The organism is Telluria sp. B2, assembly GCF_051789535.1.
Lineage (GTDB): Bacteria > Pseudomonadota > Gammaproteobacteria > Burkholderiales > Burkholderiaceae_D > Telluria.
The window spans coordinates 3,920,743-3,935,958 of sequence record NZ_CP196525.1 but is presented as its reverse complement, the minus strand read 5'-3'; the positions used below and the strand labels follow the sequence as shown (position 1 = coordinate 3,935,958).

18 protein-coding genes are annotated in these 15,216 nt (G+C 65.5%); 12 read left to right on the top strand and 6 right to left on the bottom strand.

Annotation, left to right across the window (positions count from 1 at the left end; genetic code table 11):
* Window positions 1-171: 171 nt before the first annotated feature.
* Entirely contained in the window at window positions 172-483 is a 312-nt protein-coding gene (locus ACSUZJ_RS17530; RefSeq protein ID WP_499410263.1) for a BON domain-containing protein, read from the bottom strand.
* Between the two features lie 113 nt (window positions 484-596).
* Window positions 597-2,663, bottom strand: a complete 2,067-nt coding sequence (locus ACSUZJ_RS17525; protein ID WP_499410261.1) for an AsmA family protein — start codon at window positions 2,661-2,663, stop codon at window positions 597-599.
* 188 nt (window positions 2,664-2,851) lie between these two features.
* Here ACSUZJ_RS17525 and ACSUZJ_RS17520 point away from each other — a divergent pair, with 188 nt between their 5' ends.
* From ACSUZJ_RS17520 to ACSUZJ_RS17495, 6 genes are all read left to right on the top strand, one after another.
* Window positions 2,852-3,238: a DUF4398 domain-containing protein gene (locus ACSUZJ_RS17520; RefSeq protein ID WP_499410259.1), complete on the top strand. Its 387-nt coding sequence runs from the start codon at window positions 2,852-2,854 to the stop codon at window positions 3,236-3,238.
* Between the two features lie 159 nt (window positions 3,239-3,397).
* Entirely contained in the window at window positions 3,398-4,300 is a 903-nt protein-coding gene (locus ACSUZJ_RS17515; RefSeq protein WP_499410257.1) for an OmpA family protein, read from the top strand.
* 46 nt (window positions 4,301-4,346) lie between these two features.
* Window positions 4,347-4,886, top strand: coding sequence for a ferritin-like domain-containing protein (locus ACSUZJ_RS17510; protein ID WP_499410255.1), 540 nt, complete (start codon window positions 4,347-4,349; stop codon window positions 4,884-4,886).
* Window positions 4,887-4,923: 37 nt separating this feature from the next.
* A complete protein-coding gene (locus ACSUZJ_RS17505; RefSeq protein ID WP_499410253.1) occupies window positions 4,924-5,259 on the top strand; it encodes an ElaB/YgaM/YqjD family protein in 336 nt (111 codons plus the stop codon).
* Window positions 5,260-5,278: 19 nt separating this feature from the next.
* Window positions 5,279-5,665: a phage holin family protein gene (locus tag ACSUZJ_RS17500; RefSeq protein ID WP_499410251.1), complete on the top strand. Its 387-nt coding sequence runs from the start codon at window positions 5,279-5,281 to the stop codon at window positions 5,663-5,665.
* Between the two features lie 21 nt (window positions 5,666-5,686).
* On the top strand, window positions 5,687-6,079 hold the full coding sequence (locus ACSUZJ_RS17495; RefSeq protein WP_499410249.1) for a hypothetical protein: 393 nt from the start codon (window positions 5,687-5,689) through the stop codon (window positions 6,077-6,079).
* Window positions 6,080-6,476: 397 nt separating this feature from the next.
* Here ACSUZJ_RS17495 and ACSUZJ_RS17490 read toward each other — a convergent pair whose 3' ends face one another.
* Together ACSUZJ_RS17490 and ACSUZJ_RS17485 are read right to left on the bottom strand one after the other, a co-directional pair.
* The gene (locus ACSUZJ_RS17490; protein WP_499410247.1) at window positions 6,477-6,851 is read right to left on the bottom strand and encodes a hypothetical protein; all 375 of its coding nucleotides are present in this window, start codon (window positions 6,849-6,851) and stop codon (window positions 6,477-6,479) included.
* Window positions 6,852-6,959: 108 nt separating this feature from the next.
* Entirely contained in the window at window positions 6,960-7,424 is a 465-nt protein-coding gene (locus ACSUZJ_RS17485) for an outer membrane lipoprotein (RefSeq protein ID WP_499410245.1), read from the bottom strand.
* Between the two features lie 203 nt (window positions 7,425-7,627).
* On the opposite strand from ACSUZJ_RS17485, the gene ACSUZJ_RS17480 reads away from it, so the two are divergent.
* The 3 genes from ACSUZJ_RS17480 (at window position 7,628) to ACSUZJ_RS17470 (ending at window position 9,930) form a co-directional block, all read left to right on the top strand.
* Window positions 7,628-8,245, top strand: coding sequence for a hypothetical protein (locus ACSUZJ_RS17480; RefSeq protein WP_499410243.1), 618 nt, complete (start codon window positions 7,628-7,630; stop codon window positions 8,243-8,245).
* A gap of 76 nt (window positions 8,246-8,321) precedes the next feature.
* Entirely contained in the window at window positions 8,322-8,636 is a 315-nt protein-coding gene (locus ACSUZJ_RS17475) for a BON domain-containing protein (RefSeq protein ID WP_499410241.1), read from the top strand.
* Between the two features lie 49 nt (window positions 8,637-8,685).
* A complete protein-coding gene (locus ACSUZJ_RS17470; RefSeq protein ID WP_499410239.1) occupies window positions 8,686-9,930 on the top strand; it encodes an AI-2E family transporter in 1,245 nt (414 codons plus the stop codon).
* Window positions 9,931-9,951: 21 nt separating this feature from the next.
* Here the strand turns inward: ACSUZJ_RS17470 and ACSUZJ_RS17465 are convergent, their stop codons facing one another.
* Window positions 9,952-10,866, bottom strand: a complete 915-nt coding sequence (locus ACSUZJ_RS17465; protein WP_499410237.1) for a YihY/virulence factor BrkB family protein — start codon at window positions 10,864-10,866, stop codon at window positions 9,952-9,954.
* A gap of 268 nt (window positions 10,867-11,134) precedes the next feature.
* Complete coding sequence (locus ACSUZJ_RS17460) at window positions 11,135-12,175, bottom strand: OmpA family protein (RefSeq protein WP_499410235.1); 1,041 nt, start codon at window positions 12,173-12,175, stop codon at window positions 11,135-11,137.
* Window positions 12,176-12,638: 463 nt separating this feature from the next.
* Between ACSUZJ_RS17460 and ACSUZJ_RS17455 the strand changes: the two genes are divergently transcribed.
* From ACSUZJ_RS17455 to ACSUZJ_RS17445, 3 genes are all read left to right on the top strand, one after another.
* Entirely contained in the window at window positions 12,639-13,253 is a 615-nt protein-coding gene (locus ACSUZJ_RS17455; protein WP_312552525.1) for a winged helix-turn-helix domain-containing protein, read from the top strand.
* A gap of 252 nt (window positions 13,254-13,505) precedes the next feature.
* Window positions 13,506-14,264, top strand: a complete 759-nt coding sequence (locus tag ACSUZJ_RS17450; RefSeq protein WP_499410233.1) for a glutathione peroxidase — start codon at window positions 13,506-13,508, stop codon at window positions 14,262-14,264.
* A 31-nt stretch (window positions 14,265-14,295) separates the two neighbouring features.
* A complete protein-coding gene (locus ACSUZJ_RS17445; protein ID WP_499410231.1) occupies window positions 14,296-15,165 on the top strand; it encodes a M90 family metallopeptidase in 870 nt (289 codons plus the stop codon).
* The last annotated feature ends 51 nt before the right edge of the window (window positions 15,166-15,216 follow it).

The following is a 15,216-nucleotide window of genomic DNA, read 5'->3' as shown; positions in this document are numbered from 1 at the left end:
TAGAACCTATTTCAGTAGGGAGTGAGTCGTTGCTGACGCTCCTGACAAGCGGGTGCTGCGTTGCTCGTCGCGCAGTTGGCAAACTCGTGGCTCGCCATGCGGCCTCCTCGCGCCTTGCCCGCGCTCGCCATGCATCGCCATTAACTTCCTCCTCCCTACTGAAACAGGTTCTTACTTCAGGCGCAGGTCGTTGCGTACCGACTTGACGCCCTTCACGGTGCGCGCAACCGACGCTGCGGTTGCCACGTTATCCGCCGAGCTGACGTAGCCACTCAGCTGGACGATTCCTTCCCGGGTCGCGACTTCGATGTCCGCCGCCTGGAGCTCCGGCGCCTGCCCGATCGCCGCCTTCACCCCGCTGGTGATCGTTGCGTCGTCGACCAGCGGGGCCTGGCTCGATGCGGGGTCGGAGGCGCAGCCGCCTGCCGCCATCCCCAGGGCCAGGGCCGTGAGCAGCGTCACGGCCGGTTTCCATTGCCTCATGCGTGTTCCTCGAATGCCGACATCCTGTCCGGCGATGTTGTCAGAATAGGCCAGCGCGGCGTTGTGATCTGTTCGGCAACACACACTAGCGCTGGCCCTGTCTCGCGCAAGCCTCAGCGCGTCTTCGTCTTGCCCGGCGGCGGCGCGGTGGGCTTGGATTTCGCCAGCGCCACCAGGCGGCCGCAGTCGCTGTCTTCGCCGGGGCCGGTGTTGATCAGGGGAATCAGTGCCGCGACCGGCGCCGCGACCGCGGCCAGCGCCGCCGCGCCGCCGGCCTTGAGCGCCAGCACGCCCTTGTCGACCGCGACGTCGGGCTTGCTGAACGGGCCGCGCACATACAGGGGCGAGCGCAGGGTGAACAGGCGCAGGGCCTTGGTTTCGGGATGGATGGTCAGGTCCAGCGCCTCGTTGCCCAGGTTGATGGTGCCGTTGACGTTGATGATCGCCTCCTTGGTATCGACCACGAAGACCTGGGACTGCATGACGCCTTTCCTGACGTCGAAGTCGGCCGCCAGGCAGTTCAGCTGGACCGGCTTGTCGCCGAACAGCTTGGTGACGATGATGTTGCCCACGTTCAGGCCCATCATCTCGAGCAGCATCTTGCTGATCGTGCCCTGGTTTACCAGCGCCTTCACTTCGCCGTTGGACGAGCCGAGCAGGGCGGCGACCGAGGTGCCGGTGGCCGACAGCTGGGCGTCGCCGTTGACCTGGCCGACGGTTGCCTGCATCTGCTCGATGGTCGGGAACAGTTGCTTGATCTGGATGTGGCGCGCCTGCACCTTGGCGGTGGCGGCGATCGTATTGCCCGCCTTGCCGCTGCCGTCCAGGCGGATGGTCGAGCGCAGGGTGCCGCCGGCCACGCCGAAGTCGAGCGGGTCGAGGGTGATCACGCCGTCCTTCATGACCAGGTGGGCCGAAAGTTTGCTGATCGGCAAGGTCTTCTCGCGGACAATCTTGTCCGCCGCATAGCGCACGTCGGCGTCGATCGCTTTCCATCTTTCGGTGCGGAACTCCTCGACCGGCAGCACCTTGCCGCCCGGCTGCACCGCCTCCACGCCGCGCGCTTTCTTGCTCTCGTTCGAGTCGGCGCCGACCAGCGGGCCGAGGTCTTCGAAGACCAGCTTGTTCGAGGCGACGTTGCCCGTCAGCTTGCCACGTGGCTTGCCGCCCTCGTAGACCAGCTTGCCGTGGATATCGCTGGTGCCGACCTTGCCCTTGAAGTTCTCGTAGGTCCAGCGGCCGTATTCTCGGTCGAGTTCTCCGCGCAGGCGGCCCGAGGTCGAGAAGGCCGGGGTTTCCGGCAGGGTGATGCCGGTGAAGTTGTACAGGCGCGCCATGCTGCGGCCCGCCAGTTCGAGCTGCAGGTCGACGGCCTTCAATTTGGCCGGCGCGGTGACCGTGCCCTCGATCGCGATGCGGCTCGGCCCGCTGCGCATGTCGGCCTGGACCGGGTAGGGCGTGTCCTGGTCCTTCAGCGACAGCACCTGGCCGACCTTGCCGCCGCCGGTGACCGGGGCGCCGTTGTAGCTGCCGCCGACCTCGAAGCCGATGCCGTACTTCGGGTCCTTGTCCAGGGTGCGCACGTGGGCGGTGACGTTCGCTTTCGTGACCGCGTCGACGAAGCGCACCACGCCGTCGGTCAGGACCACGCGCTCGAGGTCGAGCTTCCACTTCGATTCCTCTTCCTTCTTCTTGTAGACCCAGTTGTAGTGGTCGCGGTCGGTGCGCACCAGGTCCACGCGCGGCGAATCGAAGCGCAGCACCGGGATGCCGATCGTGTGGTGCAGCAGGCCGAACGGATTGAGCGAGAACGAGAACTGGCGCACGGCGGCCATGTCCGCCTGCTTCATGTGCGCGGGATTGCCGACATGGACGTCGTTGGCGATCAGGTGCGGCCAGGGAAGCCAGTCGCGCAGGTGGCGGTCGCCCGGCGCCATGCGGCGCGCCGGGATTTCCCATTGCACCGCGAGGTTGCCGCGAATCGCGAACGGGCGCTCGATGGCCTCGCTTACCTTGGCATTGAGCCAGGGCCGCGCCTTGTTCCAATCGAAGGTCAGGATGAAAATAACGGCGATGACCGGAATGGCAATCAGGACGCCGATGACGCCGAGCAGGATTTTCTTGCGACGGCCGTTGTGCGGCTTGACGGTGCTCGGCTGGGGAGTAGTAGTGTCGGGCATGACGATCCTTCGCTGGGAGTCATTCGTGGACCCAGCTTAGCGCAAAGCTCCCTGTCATCAATGTGCGGTGTCGCACGCTGCAAATGGATGAGTCTTTCGAAGTGCCTTCAGTGTGCGCTAGCGAACCGAACTCGACCGATAACAGGCTTATAACGTTAACAACTTCCTCACATAAACAGGAGAGCAGGATGGATACCAAATCCTTGAATATTCGACTCGTCGGCGGTGCTGCACTGGCCACGCTGCTGGTCTTGGGCGGCTGCGCCAGCCAGAAGGCGCCGGCCACCGCCGACGTCGCGGTATCGCGCAACGCGGTCCAGAACGCGGTGCAGGCCGGCGCGGCCGAGCTGGCCCCGGCCGAGATCACGGCGGCGCGCGCCAAGATGATGCGCGCCAACGAGGCGCTGGCCGCCAGGGACTACAAGCTGGCGCGCGAACTGGCGATGCAGGCCCAGGCCGACGCCCAGCTGGCGCAGAGCAAGGCCAACTCGGCCAAGGCGACCGCCGCGTCCGACGCGCTGAACGAGGACCTGCGCGTGCTGCGCCAGGAAGTCGAGCGCGCCAACTCGCAGTAATAAGGCAAGGGCGGTGCGGCGCACCTGCGCCGCCCTGGATGACCGGCGCCACATGCGCGCCGGATGCGTGCGCGCAGCGATCGATCAGGGCGCCTGCGCGGCGCCTTCGCGAATCAGATGCGCCGATGCGGCGCCAAAAAAATATCGGAGGGCAAGATCATGAAAGTACGTTTCCTGAAACCGGCCGTCTTTGCCAGCGCCATCCTGCTGGCCGCCTGCAGCACCACCCCGACCACCACGCCGACGCTGGACCAGGCGCGCGCCGACTTCGTCGCGGCCAATAACAACCCGCAGGTGTCGACCTATGCGCCGCTCGAATTCAAGCAGGCCAGCGACGCCCTGAACGCGGCCAACGAGGCGGCCGCGAAGAAGGAAAGCCTGAACGACATCGACCGCCTGGCCTATGTCGCCAAGCAGAAGATCGCCACCGCCCAGGAAGTGGCGCGCACCAAGGCAGCGGAGGCGGAGATCGCCAACGCCTCGGCCGAGCGTAACGCCGTGCGTTTGGAAGCACGCACCGCCGAAGCGGAACGGGCGAAGCGCGAAGCCGAAGCCGCCCAGGCCGCGGCCATGGCCGCCCAGCAGCAGGCCGAAGCCGCCCAGGCCCAGAACCAGGCGCTGGCCCAGCGCGCCGCCCAGCTCGAAGCCCAGCTGGCCGAGCTGCACGCCACCAAGACCGAGCGCGGCATGGTCGTGACCATCGGCGACGTCCTGTTCGCCACCAACCAGGCCAACCTGACGCCGAACGGAATGTCGACCCTGCGCAAGCTGGCCGACGTCATGCAGCAGAACCCGGAGCGCACTGTGCTGGTCGAAGGGTTTACGGACAGCACCGGCAGCTCGCGCTACAACCAGGACCTGTCGCAGCGCCGCGCCAATGCCGTGGCGACCGCGCTGGCCGGCATGGGCATCGAGCGCCAGCGCATCGCGACGCGCGCCTATGGCGAAGCCTTCCCGGTGGCGGCCAACGACAGCGCCTCGAACCGCCAGCTGAACCGCCGCGTCGAAATCGTGCTGTCGAACGACAACGCGCCGATCCCGCCGCGCACCGCGGGACGCTGAAGCAGGCGCAGTACAGCAGTGTTTTAACCGAAGCAAAGGAAACATCATGGAACAAGCACGACATTCCCTGGCGCATGGCTTCGACGTCGAAGCGATCCGCCGCGCCGCCGCCAACCTTGACGACGGTCCCGTGACCGTCGGCTACGCGGCCGACCGCGAAGCGGTCATCGCCATGCTCAACGACGCGCTGGCCACCGAGCTGCTGTGCGTGCTGCGCTACAAGCGCCACTACTACACGGTCAGCGGCCCCAACACGGGCGAGCTGAAGGCCGAGTTCCTGGAACATGCCCAGCAGGAACAGGAACACGCCGACCGCATCGCCGAGCGCATCGTCCAGCTGAACGGTTCGCCGAACTTCAACCCGGCCACGCTGACCGCGCGTTCGCACGCCGAGTACGACGATTCCGAGGACGTGCAGGCCATGGTGCGCGCCGACCTGATCGCCGAGCGCGTGGCGATCGAGTCCTACCGCCAGATGATCCAGGTCATCGGCGACAAGGACCCGACCACCCGCCAGATGCTCGTCGAGATCCTCGCCGTCGAGGAAGAGCACGCCGACGACATGCGCGACTTCCTCGTGCCCTGATTTCTTCAACACTACACAACCACAACAGGAGTTCATCATGCTAGACACCACCACCCGCGGCAGCGCCCGTTCGATCGACAGTAGCCTCAACAACGCCAGCGCCGACATGAAGGTCCTGGTCAAGGACGCCCAGGCCCTGCTGACGGCCGCCGCCGCCATGACCGGCGAGAAGGCCGACGAACTGCGCAACCGCGGCATGGAACTGCTGGACCGCGCGATGGGCAAGGCCAGCCAGTACCAGGGTCAAGCTGTCGTCAAGAGCAAGGAACTGGCGCACACGGCCGATGTCTACGTGAAGGACAACCCATGGCGCACCGTTGCCGCCGCCGCCAGTGTCGGCCTGCTGGTCGGCATTTTCCTGGGTCGTAAATAATTTTCGCCGGAGAAACGCCATGGAAAAGACCGAAACCGTCGTGCATGGTCCCGGACTCATGGGCGGCATCTCCGGCCTGGCGAGAAACCTGTTCGGCCTCATCGTGTCGCGTGTGGAACTGGCGGCGCTCGAGTTGTCGGAGGTGCGCAACCACGTGATCGAACTGCTGGCGATCTTCGCCGGAGCAGTGCTCGCCGTCTGGTTCGCATTGGCCTATGGCACCGCGATGATCGTGGCGCTGGCCTGGGACGCCATGGGCTGGAAGATCCTGCTGGTGCTGTTCCTCGTATTCCTCGTCATCACGGCCGTGCTCGTGGCCAAGGGACTCGCGATGCTCAAGCAGGGCAAGCTCGCCTTCCCGGAAACGATGAACGAACTGCGGGCAGACCGCGACGCGCTGATGTAAGCGCCAACCAGGGGAGGGAACATGGACAAGCATCATCATAACGACGAACCGACCGGCCTGGCCGGTCACAAGCACAGCCGCGATCCGGCGCTGCGCAAGGCCGAACTCCTGCGCGAGGGCGAGTTCTACCGTGCCGGGGTCGCCTACGCACGAGCGCAGGTAAAACACGGCGCGCGGCCCGAAGTCATGTTACATTCTGTATTCGACCATGCTACTTGGGCATTGCGGGCCCGGGCTGATGCTCTGCTGAAACCCACGGGCACCAGTGTCTCGGTGATCGCGCCGTATGCCCTGGCCGCTTTCAACTTCGTGCGCCAGCGGCGCATGGGCAAGCAGGCACTGGCGGGCGCGGTACTGCTGGGCGTGGCGAGCTGGTTCATGAACAAGCGACGTGCTTCGCGCGAAGTCGGCTGAGCTGGGTCGTCTGGCTTGTTTTCCCGGACCTGGGTCCGGGTTGCATGAGCGGCGTGGAGGACCGCGCCGCGCGCATGAAGGCGTCATCCGTGGCGCCGGCTGAAGAATATGGTGGGGCTTGAGCGGCGTCGCAATCGTTGATTGGACGCCGTCTTTTTTTGTGCGGCCGGAGGTGCTTCCGCTGACCTCGAACACAGAGGCGTAGGGTGGGCGCCCCTGTGCCCACGCGTGAACCTTGCGCATTGTTGGCGTGCTTCTGGTGCGCTATCGCCATGCATGCGTTACGCGTGGGCACGGGGCGCCCACCCTACGGTCCCGCATGGTCCTCGTAGGGGCAGGAGACGTAGTCTCCGGTCCGACACCTTCGATGCAGTCGCTGTTCGCCGCTGCGATCCAATCAACGCTCCGCGCCGGGATTCCCGGCGCTCGCCTGCACCGGCGCTTCCTTCTGCAAGGCCGCCATCTCCTGGCGCCAGGTATCCTGCGCCGCCTTCAGGCAGGCTTGCCGCTCGGCCGCCGGTCCCGTCTTGCATGCATTCTTCGCTTCGTCCAGCGCGGCGCCGATTTCCTTCTGGCGCGTGCGCATCCTTTCCTGGCGGGTCGTGTCTTCGCGATACCAGCGTACCGGATCGCCGCGCGCGATCTCGCGCGCCTGCTTGCTGGCTGCGGCCGGCGCCACGTTGGCGTCGCTGCTCTGGGCCAGCGCCGGCGGCGTGGCCACGCCGAGCAGACCGGCGAGCAGCACGGGTCCCAACATTGGTCGAATCTTCATGTGCACCTCCATAACGGAAGAGGGCCGGCGCAGGCCGGCCCGTGGGCGGTCGAAGCGGACGCCGCGGCGCCGGGCGTGGACGCCGGCCGCAGCGCTCTTCCTGATGCATCAGTAGCGGTAAACACGGCCATCGACCAGGCGCACGCGGTTGCCCACGCGCAGGTCGTAGACGCTGTCCTGGACCACCGTGCGGTATTCGCCGTTGTCCATGCGCACGTTGATCTGGTACATCTCCTGGCCGCCGCCTGCGTTGCGGTTGCGTTCGACGCTGTTGCCGATTGCCGCGCCGGCCACGCCGCCTGCGACGGTCGCTGCCGTGCGGCCGCTGCCGCTGCCGACCTGGTTGCCTGCCAGCGCACCGACCAGGCCGCCAACGACGGCGCCGGCGCCGCTGGTACGGTTCTCGGCCTGGGTCACCTGGATCGACTCGATGGTGCCGTAGCCCATCGACGCGGTGTTGTTGTAGCCGCTGTTGTAGCCATTATTGCTATACGACGGCGTATTGCTGGCGCAGCCCGACAGGATCGCGGTGGCGGCCACGACGGCGGCGGCAAGAGTACGGGTAGTCTTCATATTGTTCTCCTGGCAAAAGGTGTAGGTCAAGAATAAGGAGACCGGGCAGCAGGGTCTGTGCGATCACGCACGCTTGTTTGCCTGTTTAATATGTCAAAAAATCATTTTCTTGTTGTGTTCGACAGCGTACAGAAACGCGGCCGTAATCGGCGTAAAACGTTATTAGCGTGTTGACAAATGGAGCAAGGAACATGACAACAAGAATGAAAAATGCGCATGCGCTACTGATACTCGGTGCGGCCCTGCTGTGGGTCGGCCATGCCCGCGCCCAGGCCGTAACGACCCCGGCGGCGGCCAGCCCCGCCGTGGCGGGTGCGCCGGCCGCCGGCGCCGCGCCGGTCGCCGTGCCGGACGCCAAGACCGCCTATGAGCGGGCGCGCGACATGGCCGCGGCCAACTACAAGACCGCGCGCGCCCGTTGCGACAGCCTCAGCGGTAATCCGCACGACGTCTGCGAGGCCGAAGCCAAGGCCGAGCGCGTGCGTACCGAGGAAGAGGCGGGCGCCGCCTACAAGAACACCCTGAAGGCCTATACCCAGGCCCGCATGCGCATCGCCGACGCCAACCATGCGCGCGACAAGGCGCGCTGCGGCGCGCTGGCGGGCAATGACCGCGACGTGTGCCTGAAGCAGGCCAAGGCGACCCTGATCGCCGCCCAGGCCGACGCCACCGCGGACCGCAAGATGATCGAAGCGCGCAACAACGCGCGTGAAGACAAACTGACGGCTGAATACCGGGTCGCGCTCGAGAAGTGCGACGCGTTTGCCGGCGCGGCCAAGGACCAGTGCGTCCAGGCCGCGAAAACCGCGTACGGCAAGTGACGTACCGGTTCCGCTCGCAGTGAGCAACGCTGTTACTAACGCTGTAACTTTGACCAACGAAAGAAAGGGATACATCATGAAAATCACCCAACGTCTCGCCGCCGCCGTCTTCACCGGCGCCCTCGCATTCACCATGGTCGGTTGCGCTTCGGGTCCGCAGCGCGAAAGCGCCGGCGAATACGTCGACGACAGCGTCATCACCGCCAAGGTGAAGGCCGCCTTCGCCGCCGATCCGACCGTGAAGGCGACCGAGATCAACGTCGAGACCTTCAAGGGCGACGTCCAGCTGTCCGGCTTCGTGGCCCAGCCGAGCGACGCCCAGCGCGCCGTCGAGGTCGCACGTGGCGTGAAGGGTGTAACATCGGTCAAGAACGACATCCGCGTGAAGTAATTTCCGCCGCCGGGGCGGCGCGGACCGGCAAACTCATTTCGGCAAACACATGCAACTCGCCAGTCCAGGCTCGGCTCCAGCCGGGCCCCACCAATCCGCCGCCCCCGAGGCAACACCGGCAATCACGGCCGAGGCCGTGAAGCCGGAACCCGTCGCCGGCCCGGTCGACGACCTCGCCCTCCACGCCGGCGGCCTGCGCCTGCCGGTCCATGTGAACGCCCGCGGCCTGTCGCTGGGCATCCTGGCCACCGTGGCCTTCGTCTTCGCGCTGCAATGGGCGCAAAAATTCTTCGTGCCGCTCCTGCTCGGCATCTTCATCGCCTATACCCTGAGCCCGATCGTGCGCTGGCTCGAGCGTGTGCACATTCCACGCCTGATCGGCGCGACCATCGTCACCGCCGCGCTGCTCGGCGGCCTGGGCGCGACCATGGTCCGGCTGCAGGACGAATTCTTCAACATTCTCGACGAGCTGCCGACCCTGACCCAGAAGGTGAGCAAGCTGGTCGCCAGCGCCGCCGGCGGCGAGGGCTCGACCATCCAGCGGGTGCAGAAGGCCGCTGCCGAGCTCGAGCGGGCTACCGCCAACGTCGGCGCCAACCCGCGCCTGGTCCAGCGCCGTCCCACGATGGCCCAGCAGTCGTCGAGTTTCCGCATCACCGACTGGCTGCTGGCCGGTTCGGTCGGGCTGGCCTCCTTCATCACCCAGGCCACCATGGTGGTGTTCCTGGTGTTCTTCCTCCTGCTGGCCGGCGACACCTTCAAGCGCAAGCTGGTCAAGCTCACCGGGCCCTCGCTGACGCGGAAAAAAGTGACGGTGCATATCCTGGACGACATCAATACCTCGATCCAGAACTACATGTTCATGCTCCTGGTGACCAACATCCTGCTGGCGCTCCTGATGTGGGTGGCGCTGCGCGCGATCGGCCTGAACAACGCCGGCGCCTGGGCCATCTTTGCCGGCGTGGCCCACATCATGCCTTACTTCGGCCCCCTGCTGATCACCTCGGCTACCGGCCTGGTAGCCTTCATGCAGTTCGAGTCGCTGCGCATGGTGATCCTCGTGGCCGGCGCCTCGATGGGCATCGCCACCCTGGTCGGCATGGTCGTCACCACCTGGATGACCGGCAAGATCGCGAAGATGAACCCGGCCGCCGTGTTCGTCAGCCTGCTGTTCTGGGGCTGGCTGTGGGGGATGTGGGGATTGCTGCTCGGCGTGCCCGTGGTAGTGGTACTGAAAGTGGTCGCCGAGCGGGTCGAGGGAATGGAAGCGCTGGCCGAGCTGCTGGGAGAGTAGCAGCCGGCCAAGCGATGGGGCTCAGACGATGCGCTTGACGTTCCTGGCGCCGGTCTCGTGGTCCGGCTTGTGGCGCAGGCTGCCCAGTTGCAGCGCGTACTGGCGGGCGAATTCCGCGCCGAGGAAGAAGATCTGGGCCGAGTAGTACACCCACAGCAGCAGGGCGATCAGCGAACCGGCCGCGCCGAAGCTGTTGGCCGCGCCGCTATTGCCGATGTACAGGCCAATGCCGAATTTCCCCAATGTAAACATGGCCGCGGTGCCGAGGGCGCCGATGGTCACGTCATGCCAGGACAGCTTAATGCGCGGCAGCAGCTTGTAGATCACGCCGAACAGGGTGGCGATGACGAGGAAGCTGATGCACGACGAAATCCAGCCGACGATGATCGAGGCCTCCTTGTACATGCCGCCGAAGTAGTTCTCGACCACGGCCATCGCCGCGCTCACCACCAGCGATACCATCAGCAGGAAACCCAGCACCAGGATCAGGCCAAACGACAGCAGGCGGGTGCGCAGCGTGTCCCACCAGCTCGCGTCCTTCGGCGGCGGCACGTCCCAGATCTCGTCGAGGCTGTCCTTCAGTTCGGCGAACACGCTGGTGGCGCCGACCAGCAGCAGGACGGTGGCGACGATGGTGGCCAGGCGTCCGGACTCCTTGTTCTGCGCACCGGCCAGGACCGCCTGGATGGTGTCCGCGCCCTGGGCGCCGACCAGGCCGCGCAACTCATTGAACAGCTGGCCGCGCGCCGCTTCCGCACCATAAAAAAAGCCTGCGATTGCAATCACCAGCACCAGGATGGGCGCGAGCGAGAACAACGTATAGAAGGCCAGGGCTGCGCCCTTGCTGGCAGCACGGTGCTCCAGCCATTCCGAGATTGCACAGCGCATCACATGGATGATCTGGCGTGAGAATGGAAACCATTGTTTTACAGCCATACCGGATCCTCCAGAAAAAGAAAAAGGGGCGCGAGGCCCCTTAAGGAAGCACTGATTTATTCTGGCGGATGGGATTGGCCATGGAAAAAAGCGGCCGGCAAGGCGCAAACCGCAGCCATACCGCGTGGTATGGCGAGGATTTGCAACGCAGCAGGACGGTTTTTCTCCAGGCCAAGACCGCCGTCATGAATCAATCAGTGCTTCCTTCGATGTGGACGGCCAGCGGACGCCCGATGGAACAGGCCGTGGCCCCGCCGGCCGGGTCACATTACTGCACGCGCTTTTCGATCGTGATCTGCTCGACTTCGACGCGGCGGTTCGGTTCCAGGCACTTGATCAGCTCGGCGCGCTTCTTCTGGTTGCACTCGACGACCGGGTTGGCTTCGCCCTTGCCGACGGCGTTCAGGCGGCTGCCGTCGATTCCCTTGCTGACCAGGTAGTCACGCACGGCGTTGGCGCGGCGCTCCGACAGCTTCTGGTTGTACTTCTCGGAACCCAGGCGGTCGGTGTAGCCGGTGATGTCGACGTTGGTGATGCTGGTGTCGGCCTGCAGGGCGGCGGCGATCTCGTCCAGGCGCGGCGCCGGCTGGATCACTTCGGCCTTGTCGAACTCGAACAGCTTCGAGGCTTCCAGGGTGACCTTCTCGAAGCGGGCTGGCGGCGGTGGCGGCGGAGCGACCGGGGCCGGGGCAGGAGCCGGGGCTTCGACGACCGGTGCAGGAGCCGGTGCCGGCGGTGCGGGCGGCGGGTTGAAGGCGTAGTTCAGGCCAACGGTGACGTACTTGTTGTTGCTCTGCTTGAAGCCGTACAGTTCGTCGTCACGCAGGAAGCCGCGCACCGAGCGGATGTCGGCCTGCAGGTTCCACTGCGGGGTCAGGTCGACCTGGAAGCCGACGCCCATGGTGGCGTAGGGCGAGTTCTTGCTGACGCGGCGCAGCGGGTTCTCAACCTTGTCGCGCTCGGCGCCGACGCCGAACAGGACGAATGGGCGGAATCGTTCGCGCGACAGCATCAGCAACGCATCGACGCCGAGCAGGGTCTGGCGATAGCGCGCAGCGCCGTCTTCGGTACGGGCGTGGGTGGCGCCAACCTGGATGTCCCAGTACTGGTGCACTGCCTTACCGAACTTCAGGCCGCCGCCCCAGTCCTTGTCGTCCACGCCGAAGTCGGCGTCGGGCTTGATGCCGACGACGCTGGGCTGGATGTACCAGGACGGGTTGACGATCGGGGTTGCCGCGTCTTGGGCCAGCGCGGAGCTGGCGGCGCAGAGCATGGCGACGGCCAGGGCGATCTTCTTCGAATTATTCACAGGAAACTCCCATAAGTTGAAAAGGTAGGGTGACATCGCGTGCCTTGACAGTGATGTTAGAGGCAAGGTTACGAGGCCGAGTTCCAAAGGGTCCGTGCGCTAGCGCACCTATGGGAACTGATGAGTGACAAAATCACAACGTTGCCAACATGCTCAAGGCCGCCCTCCATATAAAGGCAGACGCGAAGCCGGAAAGTTCGAAGGATGTTTCTAATTTTCCATCCTTCTGTAGGGATTTTACAACAAGTCACGAAATGGCTTCGAAATCCTGATTCCGAGCAAGAAAAAGCTTGCCGAAATTCCTGCTGGAATTTTGCCAATGTGGGCTGGCGCACAGACCGGCCGGGCTGACGCAGGCAATCTTGAGGCCAGTTAAGCGGAACCCGAGGTGTTGTCAGGGTGTCAGACGACACACAGCGACCCGGACCACACAGTCTCTCTCTATCTAACGGAGTACACCAACATGCATGCAACGACTCATCACAACGCGGTGCAAGGCGAACACGGCGCAGTGCACACTTCCAGCAACTCAGCGCTGATCGAACGCGTGCCGCCCCAACCGACCGAACGTGCGCCGATCTCGCTGGCGCCGATCGAGCGTGTGCGGTCGACCTCAGCCACCCAGCGTCGGATCGAGAACATGCAGAAACTGATCAACGAACTGTCGACCCATGAGATGCTCGCCGACGAGATCGCATGGTTCCTCAAGTTCTCGCCGTCGGGCGCGCGCAAGTACATCCGCGACCTGCGCGAAGCCGGCGTCATCGAACTGGCCCGCTACATCGAAGGCACCGCCACCTACCTGGGCAAGGCCGTTTACCAGATCTGCCCGGACCAGGAACGCGTGAAGGCCTTCCTCGCCGCGATCTGCCAGCCGAAGCGCGAAGGCGCCGCCCCGCGCAAGGAGCGCCCAGGCCTGCGCGAGCAGAGCATGGCCGGCAGCGGCCGCCACTTCCACATCCTGGCCGACGACACCCACTACGCGATCCGCGTGAACCGCAGCCCGGTCACCCGCGATCCGCTGGTCGCCGCGCTGTTCGGCCCGGCGCCGAACCAGGTCGCCAAAGAGCGCACCTGACGCTCCCGGGAAGACTTCTGCCGGTAGGGCGTGGTGGCGGAGACCCGCGACGCCCCTCCTGATCCGACGATCGCTGTCGTCACGCAAACGCCGCGCACCGCGCGGCGTTTGCCGTTTACGTCCTCGTGCACGCCCCATGCACTTTCCCCATGCGCCGCGCGGTCCTGCTCCGCCGTTGAAATCCCGTCAACAGGCCCCACGTTCGGCGGGTGCGGCGCTCTGCCGCGTCCCGCTAACGGAAAAGGAAACCCCATGCTGCCAAGTGCCGAATCCCTGGAAGGCAAGCCAGTACCGAGTGTCACCTTCAAGACCCGTCCCCATGACCAGTGGCAGGACCTGACGAGCGAGGAGCTGTTCAAGGGCAAGCTGGTCGTCGTGTTCGCGCTGCCCGGCGCCTACACGCCGACCTGTTCCTCGACCCACCTGCCGCGCTTCAACGAGCTGGCGCCGGTGCTGCGCGACAACGGGGTCGACGAGATCGTCTGCATCTCGGTCAACGACGCCTTCGTCATGAACGAATGGAAGCACGGCCAGGATGCCGACGCCATCACCTTCATCCCCGACGGCAACGCGGACTTCACGCGCGGCATGGGCATGCTGGTCGACAAGCGCGAGCTCGGCTTCGGCCAGCGTTCCTGGCGTTATTCGATGCTGGTGCGCGACGGCATCATCGAGAAGATGTTCATCGAGGCCGAGGGCGAGGAAGACGACCCCTTCGAGGTGTCCGACGCCGACACCATGCTCAGGCACATCAATCCAGAGGCCCGGGCGCCCGAGCCCATCGTGATGTTCTCGCGCCCCGGTTGCCCCTACTGTGCGCGCGCCAAGGCGGCCCTGGCGAAGCACCGCCTGCGCTACACTGACATCTCCCAGAGCCAGAAGATCAACACCAGCGTGCTGCGCGCCGTCAGCGGGCGCATGACCTGGCCCCAGGTCTTCATCGGCGGCCAATTGATCGGCGGAGCCGACGAGCTCGAATCGCACCTGGCCGAGCGCACGGCGGCCGCGTGAACGCATTCTTTATATGGGAAGAGGCGGGACCATGGAAGCCCTGGTGACGGTGTCCCTGATCGTGGCCGCGCTGCTGCTGGCCTGGGCGGTGCCGCGCTGGCGCCTGCGGCGCGCGCTGTCGCGCCCGCTGCCGCCGGACGCCCTGGCCACCATGGAGCGCAATGTCGCGCAGTACCGCGGCATGGACGCGTCCCAGCGCGCCCGCCTCGAACGCCTGGTGCGCCGCTTCCTGCACGAGAAGACCTTCGTCGGCTGCGCCGGTCTGGAGGTCACCGACGAGATGCGGGTGACGGTCGCGGCCCAGGCCTGCCTGTTGCTGATGGGGACACGCGGCGACGCGGTCTACCCGACCTTGCATTCGGTGCTGATCTATCCGGGCGCTTTCCTGGTGCCGCGGCGCCAGGTCGACGAGGCCGGCGTCGTGACCGAGGAACGCCAGGACCTGCTGGGCGAATCCTGGGGTGACGGCCGGGTGATCCTGTCCTGGGACCATGTGCAGCGCGCCGACAACGCGGAGCCGCCCAGCCACAATGTGGTCCTGCACGAGTTCGCCCACCAGCTCGACAGCGAATCCGGCAGCACCAACGGCGCGCCCTACCTGGGCAGCGCCGAGCGCTACCGCAGCTGGTCGGAAGTGCTCTCGCGCGACTTCGCGGCGCTGCGCCACGACGCCTGGTTCGGTCACCAGGGCGTGCTCGACCACTACGGCGCCACCAACCCGGCCGAGTTCTTCGCCGTCGCGACCGAAGCCTTCTTCGAGCAGCCGCACCGGCTGGCCGAGCGCCACGGCGCCCTGTTCGAGGAATTCCTGAAGTATTACCGGGTCGATCCGCGCGCCTGGAGTGCGCCGCCGTCCCCGGAACCGGCATTCCATGGCATGGTCTACGGGCAATGGCAATAATTTGGCTCGGCAGGGAGTTGACCGCTGCCGAGCGAGATCTTGAACTGCGTG